The 12726-nt window shown below is 55.5% G+C and carries 12 protein-coding genes and 1 pseudogene; 3 read left to right on the top strand and 10 right to left on the bottom strand.

Translation table 11 applies throughout. The features are described from left to right. The first annotated feature begins 78 nt into the window (after positions 1-78). Entirely contained in the window at positions 79-666 is a 588-nt protein-coding gene (locus tag L5470_RS01575; protein ID WP_499497728.1) for a hypothetical protein, read from the top strand. A gap of 146 nt (positions 667-812) precedes the next feature. Here L5470_RS01575 and L5470_RS01570 read toward each other — a convergent pair whose 3' ends face one another. From L5470_RS01570 to L5470_RS01540, 7 genes and pseudogenes are all read right to left on the bottom strand, one after another. Further along, entirely contained in the window at positions 813-1199 is a 387-nt protein-coding gene (locus L5470_RS01570) for a hypothetical protein (RefSeq protein WP_499497726.1), read from the bottom strand. 80 nt (positions 1200-1279) lie between these two features. Then, positions 1280-2962, bottom strand: coding sequence for a dihydroxy-acid dehydratase (gene ilvD, locus L5470_RS01565; RefSeq protein WP_499497724.1), 1683 nt, complete (start codon positions 2960-2962; stop codon positions 1280-1282). Positions 2963-3006: 44 nt separating this feature from the next. Continuing rightward, on the bottom strand, positions 3007-3984 hold the full coding sequence (locus tag L5470_RS01560; protein ID WP_099799641.1) for a stage II sporulation protein M: 978 nt from the start codon (positions 3982-3984) through the stop codon (positions 3007-3009). Beyond that, positions 3974-4312, bottom strand: coding sequence for a hypothetical protein (locus L5470_RS01555; RefSeq protein ID WP_227517693.1), 339 nt, complete (start codon positions 4310-4312; stop codon positions 3974-3976). Before L5470_RS01555 ends, L5470_RS01560 begins: the two co-directional genes overlap by 11 nt. 126 nt (positions 4313-4438) lie before the next feature. After that, a pseudogene (locus L5470_RS01550) lies at positions 4439-4648 on the bottom strand (zinc ribbon domain-containing protein); the annotation flags it as partial. A gap of 355 nt (positions 4649-5003) precedes the next feature. Next, positions 5004-5993 (bottom strand): succinate dehydrogenase/fumarate reductase iron-sulfur subunit, encoded by a 990-nt coding sequence (locus tag L5470_RS01545; RefSeq protein ID WP_099799640.1) that lies wholly within the window; start codon positions 5991-5993, stop codon positions 5004-5006. Between the two features lie 86 nt (positions 5994-6079). After that, the gene (locus L5470_RS01540) at positions 6080-6889 is read right to left on the bottom strand and encodes a TPM domain-containing protein (protein ID WP_099799639.1); all 810 of its coding nucleotides are present in this window, start codon (positions 6887-6889) and stop codon (positions 6080-6082) included. A 205-nt stretch (positions 6890-7094) separates the two neighbouring features. On the opposite strand from L5470_RS01540, the gene L5470_RS01535 reads away from it, so the two are divergent. Continuing rightward, the gene (locus L5470_RS01535) at positions 7095-7304 is read left to right on the top strand and encodes a DUF2949 domain-containing protein (protein WP_099799953.1); all 210 of its coding nucleotides are present in this window, start codon (positions 7095-7097) and stop codon (positions 7302-7304) included. Here L5470_RS01535 and L5470_RS01530 read toward each other — a convergent pair. The 3 genes from L5470_RS01530 to L5470_RS01520 form a co-directional block, all read right to left on the bottom strand. Then, positions 7301-10024, bottom strand: a complete 2724-nt coding sequence (locus L5470_RS01530; RefSeq protein WP_499497720.1) for a bifunctional acetate--CoA ligase family protein/GNAT family N-acetyltransferase — start codon at positions 10022-10024, stop codon at positions 7301-7303. The two genes, L5470_RS01535 and L5470_RS01530, sit on opposite strands and share 4 nt — an antisense overlap. 279 nt (positions 10025-10303) lie before the next feature. Next, complete coding sequence (gene rbfA / locus L5470_RS01525) at positions 10304-10681, bottom strand: 30S ribosome-binding factor RbfA (protein ID WP_099799637.1); 378 nt, start codon at positions 10679-10681, stop codon at positions 10304-10306. Between the two features lie 86 nt (positions 10682-10767). Continuing rightward, complete coding sequence (locus L5470_RS01520) at positions 10768-11622, bottom strand: peptidoglycan recognition protein family protein (protein WP_499497718.1); 855 nt, start codon at positions 11620-11622, stop codon at positions 10768-10770. Between the two features lie 69 nt (positions 11623-11691). Between L5470_RS01520 and aroF the strand changes: the two genes are divergently transcribed. Continuing rightward, the gene (gene aroF, locus L5470_RS01515) at positions 11692-12723 is read left to right on the top strand and encodes a 3-deoxy-7-phosphoheptulonate synthase (RefSeq protein ID WP_499497716.1); all 1032 of its coding nucleotides are present in this window, start codon (positions 11692-11694) and stop codon (positions 12721-12723) included. Positions 12724-12726 lie beyond the last annotated feature (3 nt).

Raw genomic sequence — 12726 nt, 5'->3', positions numbered from 1 at the left:
GGGTTGGCTAGAGTGGAAACGAGAGATCCTAATTATCATAGCAACTCTCCTATCCGTTTACGTTGAGGTCGAACCACCATGATTCAGCCACCGCGCTGGCGATCGCTCCCCGTGTTCATAACCGTCATAGCCTTTTTGGGAAGCAGTGCCCTGTCGGCAATGGCTACCCCTCGCGGACGTGGGCGACCGGCCGGCAACCCACCTCGTGGCCCTGTTGATATCACCCCCCGTGGCGGTGTAGATGTCACCCCGGCAGCGCCACGCTACCGCTACAATAACGCAATTGTTAATCCCCGCTGGAATCCAGGCTTAGGCAACTGGTGGTGGAATGGGAATCGGCCATGGTATCCAACACCTCGTTACTGGGGGGGTGGCTTTTGGGGCAACCTTGCCATTGGGCTGTCCTCTGCCGCTGTCGCTGGCGCAGTGGCAGGCAGTATTGCTAATGCTAATAACAACCCACAGGTGGTGGTAGTGAATAATAGCCCCGGCGGCCAACTCCTGAGCAGCTATGAACTTGTGCAAGTCCCGTGCTCAACTAGTGCTAATTTAGTTGTCATTGCTGGACCGTCCGACAGTGTTATTTGTGCCCGCCCTACCGCTGCGGTGCCGGCAGGGTTCTACACGGTAGATACTGCTAATTTGGCGCTCATTCCAGATGTCTAGGCAATGTCTGTTGACACTCCCACCGACTAACGTCGGGGGATTCTTACGTAGTCCACAAACGAACTCGTAAAGGCGCTGTCAACGCAATACCTTCATCGCATTAGCCAAATCACCTGCCCCTAGCAAATGCGTTTGTAGAACCTAGCTCAAGGCGTATTGCGCCGCACAACCCAACTGGTAATGGTACCGCCCGGTGTCACCCCCAAATGCACGGTGGCAATTTCTAGGGTATGGCCGCGGCGGTTACGGAACTGAAAGGCACAGACATCCACACCAAAGGGCTGACAGCCAATCAACTCACTAAACCCTTGGCTAATGAGATAAGCCACAATGGGAGTGGTATTCGTGACCTCTAGCATAACTGGGTTGACAACAGGCTGCCACCCGCGGGCAATCAACTGCTCACGCGCCTCTGGATAGTTCATCCCTTGGCGTAGGCGGGGCAAGCGTTGGGCAAAGGCACCGGGAGCAAGACCGACACCGGCCATGAGCAGACCAAGGCTGACAAAGCGTTGCACAAGGGTATAAGGCATAGCAACAAAAGGGATGCGGCTTGGTAGCGTCCTACGGTGGTTGCCGTTGTTTTATGCAGTTTGCCGCTGGCCACCCGTTTCTAGGTGAAGCGATCGGTCACCGCCCCCAAGCTACTGGAGGAGACCAACTTGGCATACTTTGCCAACACCCCACGGGTATAACGCGGTGCGGGGGGGTGCCACGCTGAGCGCCGCTTAGCGAGTTCCGCTTCACTGACATTGAGCTGAAGTAGTCGCTGATGGGCATCAATGGTAATTGAGTCTCCCTCTTCCACAAGGGCAATTGTACCGCCGACGGCTGCCTCTGGCGCAACATGCCCCACCACCATGCCGTAGGTTCCCCCTGAGAAGCGGCCATCGGTAATGAGGCCAACGCTATCGCCTAAGCCAGTGCCAATGATGGCGGAGGTAGGGGCAAGCATTTCCCGCATTCCTGGTCCGCCCACTGGACCTTCGTAGCGAATAACGATAATATCGCCGGGATTGATCGTGTTGGCTAAAATTGCATCTAAACAGGCTTCTTCAGAGTCAAAGACGCGCGCAGGGCCAGTGATTTTGGGGTTCTTGACCCCAGAGATTTTAGCAACAGCCCCTTCGGTGGCCAAGTTGCCTTTGAGGATAGTCAGGTGGCCGGTGGAGTAGAGCGGTGTCTCGAAGGGACGGATCACATCTTGGTGAGGGTCAGGCGTGTCGGGCACATGCCGCAGTCGCTCGGCAATGGTCTCGCCGGTAATGGTGATGCAGTCGCCGTGCAGCAGCCCATGGTTGAGCAGCATTTTCATGACTTGGGGAATTCCCCCCGCTCGATGCAGATCGGCGGTGACGTATTTGCCGGAGGGTTTGAGGTCGCACAGGACGGGCACCCGCTGGCGAATGGTCTCGAAGTCATCGATCGTTAAGGGCACTTCGGCACTGTGGGCGATCGCCAGAAAGTGTAGAACTGCATTGGTTGAGCCMCCCACCGCCATAATCACACTGAGGGCATTTTCAATAGACTGGCGGGTAATAATATCGCGGGGGCGTAGGTTTTGACGAATGGCCTCCACAAGAACTTTACCAGCCAGTTCCGTGCTGTCAGCCTTTTCTGCGTCCTCAGCGCTCATGGTGGAGGAATACATCAAGCTCATCCCCATGGCTTCAAAGGCAGAGGACATCGTATTAGCGGTAAACATGCCGCCGCAGGAGCCAGCCCCCGGACAGGCATGGTGTTCAATAGCGTGGAGGGTGGCATCACTCATTTTGCCAGCACTGTACTGCCCCACCGCTTCAAAGGCGCTCACCACGGTGAGATCATTCCCCTGCCATTGACCCGGCTTAATGGTGCCACCATAGACAAAAATGGCTGGAATATTCATCCGTGCCATGGCGATCATCGCGCCCGGCATATTTTTGTCGCAACCGCCGATTGCCAACACCCCATCCATACTCTGGGCGTTACAGGCGGTTTCAATGGAGTCGGCAATGACATCCCGCGAGACGAGGGAATACTTCATGCCTTCGGTGCCCATCGAAATCCCGTCGCTGACGGTGATGGTGCCAAATAATTGGGGCATCCCCCCTGCGGCGCGAATCCCTGCTTCGGCACGACTAGCGAGGGGGGCAATGCCCATATTGCAGGGAGTAATCGTGCTATGGGCGCTGGCAACGCCAACAATGGGCTTACTGAAATCCTCGTCGCCAAACCCAACGGCTCGCAGCATTGCTCGGTTGGGGGTGCGCTGAATGCCTTCAGTAATAATACGACTGCGCCAATTGTCTGCCATGGTGTTCCTGCGATCGGCTTGCAAAAATTCAGTTGGATATTGTTTTATTCTCTCCCACGGGTGGGCGATCGCTCCAGTGGCCAAGCCAAATAAAAGAGTAATGCCAAAAACAGTCCTAAGCCTGAAAGGTACTTCAAACTATTGGGAATGAGCGGACTGGGTGACCAGAAGCCTTCAATAATCCCAGCAATAACCAAGAGAGGCACCACCCCAAACATCAGTTGAGCGGCCAAGGTACCATTGCGTTTCAGGGCGCTAAAGCGACGATACCGCCTTGGAAAAAGCAGTCCTTGCCCCAGCAGCAGCCCCGCCGCCCCCGCCAGAAAGATCGCTGGCAACTCAAGGGCACCATGGGGGCTGACAAACGCCCAAAAGGGATACGAGAGATCATTTTGTGCCACAAAGGCGGCGATCGCCCCAATGTGAATCCCATTCGTCCAAAGAATGTAGAGGGTGCCCAACCCGCCGAAAATCCCCCCCGCAAGAGTTGCAACGGCCACACTGATGTTATTGGTCATGATGGAACTAGAGGCCAACGGCTCAATGCCCACAATAGACCCCATCCACAACTTGCCTTGATCCTCCACCAAGGAAATAATGTTCGGGGGCACCACCAGTTCCATAAATTGGCGATCGGCCCATGTGTACCACCAACCCATCGCCAACGCCACCATAAATACACCAACGGCCACGGCTGTTTGCGGCCACGTTTGCTGCACCACGTCGGGAAACCCCCGCTGAAAAAACCAGAGCACCTTACGCCAGTCTTCCGGCTGCCTTCCCTGATACACTTGGCTGTAGCTGCGCAGCGTCAGACCTTGCAAATAGTTGACAAGATGACTGCCGAGCCGTCGGGTTTTTGCCCGTGCCAGATCCGCGCTAACCAAGCGGTACAGCTGACTCAGGCGACAAATGTCCGCAGCAGACAGAGCGCCAATCCCCTTAGTCTCAGCCCGGTTGAGCAATTGCTCTAGCTCAAGCCACTGTGCCTCCTGCCGCATCAACCAGCGCTCAACATTCATCGGGTGTCTCATCCATCGCCGCTAAAAAGGCTTCCAGTTTCTTGCGGGGAATATAGGGCCAGCCGCCGTTGCGTTCGATTTCCCTGAGGAGCTTGTACAGAGCTTGGCGGTTCGTGGGCAGTACCGCCTGAAACTGATTGTCACAAATATCGCGGTGCAGCTCTTCAAGCAGCCGCAGCAGCGCCAGCAACTCAACCACATCCCCCGCTGCCTGTTGTGCCGCAGTGCGAATCCTGAGGGCGAGTTCCGTTAACTGCTCAGAGGGAGCCGAGGGAGTTTTGACATCCTCCATCGTCCTAAAAGACGGGGATTCCCAGTCTGGTTGCATTAAGCACCCTCCTGATGGATAAGCGGACTGGATAAGCGGATCATCGCCAACTGCCTCCAAGGAGGTCTGACACTGACTCACGCGCTCATTCGGCCGGCATCGTCCTGCCACCAAAATATTGTTGCTGGCATTCTCGTCTCTATCGTGTTCAGCCCCACAGTTGAGGCGCAGCACAGACCGAATAGAAAATTTTAACTTCCCCCACCGATAACTGCAACAGGAGCAGATCTGAGAGGTGGGATCCCATCGACTGATGACTCTCACGTCCCGGTCTGCAATCATGTTGGACTTAGCCTCACCCATGGTTCTGATTTGTCGCCACCCAGCTCGACTCATAGCCTTGGCGAACCGACGATTCGTGACCATACCAGAGCTGACTTCAGACAAGCATTTCCGCTCATCAGTCGTCTTCGCCTAGGTGATGCAGACCTTCTGCAACTCAGCGATGCTCAGCCATGTCTCCCCTTTTGGGGTTGATGTAATCAATGCCAGTGCATCATTCCACACAGAGGGATAGCTTGGTAGCCCCGTACTTTAGTACGGGGAGGAAAAGCTACCTAGCAACTTTAGTTGCTCTGTGCTAATCTATACTTAATCGCCATCCTTGGTGAAAAACCCAATCGGCGACAGTTGTTACAAGTAAGCAGAACTTTGGGGCTTTGCCTCGGGTTGCAGAGGGTCACCGTAGGGATTATCTAGCGAGTTGGCTGGATCGCTGCACCGCCGTTATCACTGCTGCTATCTGGGCGTGGCCAGCAGATTTCTCAAATCGCAGCGGAAACTTACCCCGTCGCACGAGCCGCCAACCTAAAGGGATGATACTGGTTACGCCTGCTACATCCCGAAACCGATTGCCCACAACTCGCAGGCCAAATTTGCGCTCATCCACCCAGCCCCCTTCCTTGACCAGTTCTACCAAGACTTGGCGGTGGCGTAGGGGACGGTCTTGATTGCGGCTGGCCACGGGTGCTGTTGCCAAGATCCCCTGCTTGACCTCACTAATGCGATCCAGGGGAGCCACCCCCACTGGACACACCGTATTGCAGTTAAAACAGCGGGTACATCCCCATACGCCACTCTCGGCATTGTTATATTGGCTTAAGCGCTCTGGGGTGGCGCTGTCGCGGGTGTCGGCCACAAGGCGAGCGGCTTTGGCTAGGGCATGGGGGCCAACAAACGCTGCATTGACCTCCACGGCATTACAGGCACCATAGCAAGCACCACAGAGAATACAGTTGCCCGCGGCATTGAGCTTATCGCGGTCTTGGGGGGATTGCAGAAATTCCCGCTCTGGAATCTGGCGGGCGGCGGTGCTGACGTAGGGATCCACGGCGGCTAATTTTTGCCAGAAGTCGGTCATATCCACCACTAGATCCCGCAGTACAGGTAAGTTCCCCAACGGGGCGATCGCAATCTGGTTGGGGGTGAGGCTATTGGCTAACTCGGCGCGGACACTCTGCTGGCAGGCAAGGGCAGAGCGGCCATTAATCGTCATGGCACAACTGCCACAAATGGTGTTACGGCAATTCTTACGAAAGCTGAGGGTGCCGTCGTGATACCACTTGATTTGGTTGAGGGCATCCAGAACCGTTTGACCGGGATCAATTTCAAGCGCAAAGGTCTGCCAGTAGGGGTCTCCTTGGGGCGCTTGGCGACGGATAGCAAAAGTAGTCGTGCTCATAGTAGGCGTAGCAAGATGGCCATCGGAACTGCCCAGGGCATCTCTATCCTAGGCGCAAAACTATTGCCCCCGCTAGGAAGGCTAGATCACTCTTCAAGCACTGGTGGGCTGGCGGTGGGGAAGGGAATTAAAAAGGCCACAATCGAGCCTAAGGCAAACCCAGCCACATTACGCAATAGGGGCAGCCATTCATGGGTACGCACTAGGACGGGGCCTAAGCCAAAGGCAAAAAAGAGCATTCCCCACAGGGGTGAAAAGAGCAGCACCCATTTCCAGGCAATGAGTTGATCGCTACGGCGAGGACGCGCCACAAATCCCAGAATGAGACCACCAAAGACGGAGGTGGCTAAGGTGAGAATCCACTGCTCTTTTGGCAACCCCGGTACAGCACGGCAGCCGCCCTGAGCAAGGCAGGTTTCAATGGCGGCAAGGGATTGGAGAATTGCCTGATCTTCGCCGTTGTCCCGCACAAAGTATTGATTGCCAAAGCGGGTTTGCAACTCGACCCAAAAGGTACGCTGGAGAACACGGTAGGCGGTATCCCCCACATTAAAGTTAAGGATATTGCCGCCACGGGAGTCTGCCACTAATAAAATACTGCGGTCATCAAGCTGCCAAAAGTCCCGTACTGCTAGCCCGGGGGTGCGATCGTACTGGGTGAGCACTCGCAACTTCCAGCCGGTTTGGGCTTCAAACTCTGCTAGCTCTGCATCGAGGCGCTCTTTTTGCACCGGGGTTAAAATGCCCGCTAGGTCCACGATGTTGGTGGCTTGGGCGGGTAGCAACTCAGGGTTGTTAAAGCTGTGAGCCGGGGCGATCGCCCCCAGCCAACACAGGGTAGAAAGGACGAATACCAAGGCGAATTGCCGCAGCCACTGAGACGTCTGCTGAAACATTGTAATAAAAATTTACAAAAAGAGCGGGTTTTTTAATTATCTTAAGGGTATGCTGCGAAACATTGCAATCCGGCGGCAGACAATTCTCAGAAATATGCTGTTTTTGTTACAGACATCCCTCAATTAGAATCAGGCTGCTATACTTCAGGTCTTATGTTGCGCTGTTTCCTCTTGACAGTTGGCCACCGCTATCCTCTAAATGACCATGCGCTATTCTCCCCAGTTGCTCCACTACCTTGAACGCGATCTGGCCTTGCCACCAGAAAGTATTGCCATGGCACTGCGGCAGTGGCAGCAGCAGCAAGGATCATTGCCCATCATCCTTTGGCAGTATGGTCTCATTAGCCTAGAGCAACTGGACAGTTTATTTGAGTGGCTAGATGCAAGCCGTGGCGATCGCCAATTCGAGCACTAGAGGCACAACCGCACAAACCACACGGTAGGATCATCCCCGGGGGTAAACTCAAAGTGCCAATGGCGGCAAATACGGATCATCCCCTCATTATCTTTGAGGACGTAGGCATGGAGTGCGCTTAAGCCTTCATCCCGGGCAATTTGAATGAGGCGGTGCATTAATTCTGTCCCTAGACCCTGCCGCTGCCACGGATCGCTTACAAGCATCGAAAATTCGGCCGTATTGCCAACGTGATCTTTACTGAGGCGGCCAGCAGCGATGATTTCTGAGCCTGTTGGGGTCTGACGCTCTGCCACTAAGGCTATTTCTCGATCGTAATCGACAAAACAGATGCGGACGAGGCGATCGTGGGCTACCCGCTGCGAGAGCTTCATCAGATGAAAGTAACGCAAATAAACACTCTGCTCTGAAAGGGTGGCATGGTACTGCCGCATGAGGGGTTCATCCTCCGGGCGAATCGGACGAATGAGCACCGGTGTACCATCCCGTAGCTGCCACGGCGAGACATATTGACTGGGATAGGGACGGATCGCTGGCTTGGGGATGACGGCTTCGCTTCGATGGAGAACAATCCGCGCATCTAGAGCCACGACCCGCTCTGGCGGGGCAACGAGCAGCGGGTTAATGTCAATTTCCTGAATCCAAGGTTGCTCTACGACTAAGAGGCTGAAGCGCACCAGTAGATCTTCAAGAATGGCTAAGTTAACGGGGGGCCAACCCCGTACTCCCGCAAAGGCGCGGGCAATTTTGGTTTGTTGGAGTAGCCGCCGTGCCAAGGTGGTATTTAGGGGTGGCAGGGCGATCGCCGTGTCCTCCAGTACCTCCACCAGTTGGCCACCGGTACCAAAGAGGATCACCGGCCCAAACTGGGCATCGGTGGAGCAGCCTAAAATCAACTCAAAGCCTTTCCACGGAATCATTGGCTGAACGGTGACCCCTGCAAAATGCTCGGCGCCGACAGCTTGAGCAACGTTAGTTTGAATGGTGCGGTAGGCCGTGGCCACTGCCCCTGCATCTGGTAAGTTCAACGCAACCCCGCCCACATCAGTCTTATGGGTAATGGTGGGGGAGTAGAGTTTGAGCACCACTGGATAGCCCATACGATCAGCAGCAGTAACGGCCTCGGCTTCAGTGGTGGCAATGTGGGTCTCAACCACGGGAATCCCGTAGGCTGCTAGTACTGACTTTGCCTCCCACTCGTTCAGGAGGGTGCGTCCCTCTTGGCGTAGTTGGGTCAATAACTGGGTTACATGCTCTCGGTCTGGATGATTGGTGCCAAGGGTGCGTGGCAGCACAGGGGTTTCGTAGAGAGCCTGCAAGTGGTCGCTGTAGCGCCACATATAGCTAAAAATACGGGCGGCGGTATCGGCGTAGGCATAGGTAGGAATGCCCGCTTGGTTGAGCAGCCTCTCGCCGTCTTTAACCCCTTGGCCGCCCATCCAACTGGCCAGAATAGGTTTGGTACTGCTGGTGCGGGTTTGGACATAGTGCGCCAGATCCTGGGCGATCGCCAGTGGATCGGTCATGGCTTGGGGGGTCAGCACCACCAATAACCCGTCACTGTTGGGATCCGTCTCACAGTGTTGTAGGGCTTTGAGGTAGCGATCGGGGGTGGCATCCCCTAGAATATCCACAGGGTTACCGTGACTCCAAGCCGCAGGCAAGACCTGATCTAAGGCTGCCACGGTCTCGGTGGATAGCTGCGCTAACTGACCCCCCGCGCGGATCAGGGCATCGGTGGCCAACACCCCAGGCCCCCCCGCGTTGGTCAGAATCGTCAGGCGCGACCCCTTAGGCCGGGCTTGTTTATCTAGTMCCTCCGCCATATCAAAGAGATCGGCAATCGTGTCCACCCGCAGCACCCCACACCGCTGTAGAGCCGCATCAAACACGGCATCTGACCCCATCAGCGCCCCGGTATGGGAGGCGGCAGCTTGCGCCGCTGCTGCTGTGCGCCCGGCTTTAATCACAATGATGGGCTTGACGTAGGCCACTTCCCGGGCAGCGGATAAAAAAGAGCGGGCATCCCCCAGCGACTCCATATAGATGACAATGCAGCGGGTTTGGGGGTCATCGCCTAGGTAATAAATCAGATCGCCCCAGCCCACATCCAGCATCGTGCCAATCGAGATAAAGGCACTAAAGCCAACATTTTCTTGGAGACTCCAATCCAAAATTGAGGTGCACAGCGCACCACTTTGGCTAATAAAACCCACATGGCCACTGTGCGCCATGGTTGCCGCAAAGGTGGCGTTTAACCCCGTCGGCGGACACATGACTCCCAAACAGTTGGGACCAATGACGCGCATCCGTGCCTTCTGGGCGATCGCTAGAATTTCTTCTTCCAACCCTAAGCCAGCAGCTCCAATTTCCCGAAACCCAGCGGAGAGAATAATGGCACTTTTGACCCCTGCCGCTGCACACTCTTGCATCACCGCAGGCACCGTGGCAGCAGGGGTAGCAATCACCGCTAAATCCACTGGCTCAGCGATCGCCCCAACCGTTGGGTAGGCTTTAATCCCCAACACCGAGGAGCGCCGTGGATTCACCGGAAAGACAGTGCCGCCAAAGGGAGACTGAATTAAATTCCAAAGCAGAGTCCGCCCGACACTACCGTCTTTTTCGGTGGCTCCCACCACAGCCACACTGCGGGGGGCAAACAGAGGGCGCAGGGGCTGATGACCAGCTCGCAAAATATCGTAGGCATGAGACATCGCCATAATTGTCGCCTCACGAATAGTAGTCGCGCTGTACCCCCTTTCCTCTACTCTAGCGAGGGCTGCAAGGCAGACGAGGAATTCTTACAACTGTTTTAAGGTCGGTTGTTTTAAGGTCGGTGTTGCTGAATGTGGCTATGAATTGCCTTCATCCCCAACCCGTCTCCCCAAGAAGAAGGGAGCTAAAATTCTTGTTCCCTCTCCTTTGGGAGAGGGCTAGGGTGAGGGCGGCAAAAGACTCAAACCCGAACATCATACGTCTATTCAGCAACCCCTTAAGGTCTATTCGCTGGTACCTGCTGATTTTGATTGTTGCTCCAGTTGGTTCAGCAGCGACAGTACCCGGTTACCCCGCTCAATGGAGCGATCTTCAATAAACACCACCTCTGGTGTCCGCCGTAGGCGAATGCGCTGTCCCAGTTCGTGGCGTACAAAGCCAGAGGCGGCCTTCAGCCCTGCCATCGTGGAGCGGCGTACTTCATCGGTACTATAAATGCTGACAAACACTTTAGCGTGTTGTAAGTCGCCAGATACTTCAACATCGGTGACACTCACCATGCCAGCACCCACCCGCTCGTCGCGGATTTCGTACATCAGCAACTGACTGACTTCTCGCTTAATTAATTCCGCAACCCGTGCGACCCGCCGCTCTGTTGCCATGGCTGGCCTCCTTTCTGTCTATTGCAGATGCTATTTCTTGTTCTATCTTAATCGCTTGTGGCTAGCTACCCCGAGACAGTACGGCGTTAGCAGGGGCGATCGGTTTGCCAGTAACGATTTAGGGTGGCAAAGGAAAAACTGCGCGGATCGATGCGCTCTCCCGATCGATCTACGGCGGCGTGGGTGGTCACTCGTGCTGGGGGAATGCCAGTCTGCGCAATTAGCCACCCTAGGGCTTGGTACTGGGCAGGGGTGTAGCCTTGGTGGTGCTGGCCATTGTGGCGACCTTGGGGCGGGGTTTCTAGGGAAATATGCAGGGCAAAGTTATTGACTGAAGGAGCAAGGCGGGGGTTCGTCTGGACGGTTTCGCTGCCAAACGTGGAGTTCCCAGCACCATAGGCGCGCTTTGACCACGGGACAAGGTGCAATATCCAGCCATTGAGGGTAATGAGTTCGTGGTAACTGGCCTGATCCTCATCGCGGGGGTGGGGAGTCTGAAAAAAGTTGAGGGCTGACTGGGCTGAGGCCACGGTCTCGTGCAGCACAATAATTGGCTCCTGTTGCAGCAGGTTGCCACGGCTATCGGTACGGAAGCGATCGCCAAAGTTGGTGCTATGGGCAGGGACACTGTACCAAGGCGGCGCACTCGCACACTGTTGATGCTGTTGCCGCACTTGGGCAAATAACCGCTGGTAAACAGCGCCATCACTGGGCTGCAAAGGAACAAAGCGAGTGGGGGAATCGCTTGGGAGTAGGGGGGCACTGGCGGGGCTGAGATCTGCTTCCACGCGTGGGTCATCGATGGCGATCGCCCCGGTCAAATTGAGGGGCGGATCCGTCTTAGACATTGACCCCATCATGACCCCCCAAAGCGACAGGATAACGACTGCCGCAATTGCAAGGGAAATTGTAAAACGCAACCCATCCGAGGGACGCAGCATAGGCAGAACGAAATCAATTTGGCACAATACAATCAAACCCTAAGCCAATTACTGGGGATCAGCAAGCAGATGATTATCGTTCTAAAAAGTGGCACCCCCTCTGAGGAAATTGAGCGGGTGGGTGCCGAAATGCGCCTTTGGGGACTGACCCCCGAAAAAATTGTCGGCAAACACAAAGTTGTCATTGGCCTCGTTGGGGAGACTGCCGAACTGGATCCCCTGCAAATTCAAGAAATCAGTCCGTGGATTGAGCATGTGCTGCGGGTAGAGCAGCCCTTCAAGCGGGCTAGCCGTGAGTATCGCCACGGTGAACCCAGTGAAGTGGTGGTGCCCACGCCAAACGGTGCTGTGTCTTTTGGCGAAGGCCATGCATTGGTGGTGGTGGCGGGTCCGTGCTCTGTGGAAAACGAAGCCATGATCATTGAAACGGCGCAGCGGGTTAAGGCAGCAGGGGCTAAATTTCTGCGGGGGGGAGCCTATAAACCGCGTACCTCCCCCTACGCCTTCCAAGGCCATGGGGAGAGCGCCCTAGATTTACTGGCCGCTGCCAAAGCGGTGACGGGCTTAGGCATTATTACCGAAGTCATGGATGCCGCAGACCTCGATAAAATTGCCGAAGTGGCCGATGTCCTGCAAATTGGTGCCCGCAATATGCAAAACTTTTCTTTGCTGAAGCGGGTGGGGGCGCAACCCAAACCCGTGCTCCTCAAGCGGGGGATGTCTGCCACCATTGATGAATGGTTAATGGCCGCAGAGTACATTCTGGCGGCGGGCAACCCCAACGTGATCCTGTGTGAGCGAGGCATTCGCACCTTTGACCGGGAATATACACGCAATACCCTAGATTTATCGGTGATTCCCGTTTTGCGGAAATTGACCCACCTGCCGATCATGATTGATCCGAGCCATGGCACTGGTTGGGCAGAGTTTGTCCCGGCCATGGCGAAGGCAGCCGTAGCCGCAGATACCGATGCCCTCATGATTGAAGTGCACCCGAACCCCGCCAAAGCCCTCTCGGATGGTGCCCAATCCCTCACACCGGATCAGTTTGATGCCTTGATGCAGGCATTGCAGCGACCCCTTGTTTCCCTGCGTTCTTAGGCG

It is taken from the genome of Synechococcus sp. PCC 6717, from assembly GCF_022698185.1.
Taxonomy (GTDB): Bacteria; Cyanobacteriota; Cyanobacteriia; order Thermosynechococcales; family Thermosynechococcaceae; genus Thermosynechococcus; species Thermosynechococcus lividus.
The sequence above is the reverse complement of the archived record's forward strand: the minus strand, read 5'-3'. Positions and strand labels throughout refer to the sequence as shown.

Bases quoted from the DNA above. Each gene is read 5' to 3' on its own strand.
- L5470_RS01535 (WP_099799953.1), top strand. From the start codon at position 7,095: ATGCGCTATTCTCCCCAGTTGCTCCACTACCTTGAACGCGATCTGGCC.
- L5470_RS01545 (WP_099799640.1), bottom strand. From the start codon at position 5,993: ATGAGCACGACTACTTTTGCTATCCGTCGCCAAGCGCCCCAAGGAGAC.
- L5470_RS01560 (WP_099799641.1), bottom strand. From the start codon at position 3,984: ATGAATGTTGAGCGCTGGTTGATGCGGCAGGAGGCACAGTGGCTTGAG.
- L5470_RS01555 (WP_227517693.1), bottom strand. From the start codon at position 4,312: ATGCAACCAGACTGGGAATCCCCGTCTTTTAGGACGATGGAGGATGTC.
- L5470_RS01570 (WP_499497726.1), bottom strand. From the start codon at position 1,199: ATGCCTTATACCCTTGTGCAACGCTTTGTCAGCCTTGGTCTGCTCATG.
- L5470_RS01520 (WP_499497718.1), bottom strand. From the start codon at position 11,622: ATGCTGCGTCCCTCGGATGGGTTGCGTTTTACAATTTCCCTTGCAATT.
- L5470_RS01575 (WP_499497728.1), top strand. From the start codon at position 79: ATGATTCAGCCACCGCGCTGGCGATCGCTCCCCGTGTTCATAACCGTC.
- rbfA (WP_099799637.1), bottom strand. From the start codon at position 10,681: ATGGCAACAGAGCGGCGGGTCGCACGGGTTGCGGAATTAATTAAGCGA.
- aroF (WP_499497716.1), top strand. From the start codon at position 11,692: ATGATTATCGTTCTAAAAAGTGGCACCCCCTCTGAGGAAATTGAGCGG.
- L5470_RS01540 (WP_099799639.1), bottom strand. From the start codon at position 6,889: ATGTTTCAGCAGACGTCTCAGTGGCTGCGGCAATTCGCCTTGGTATTC.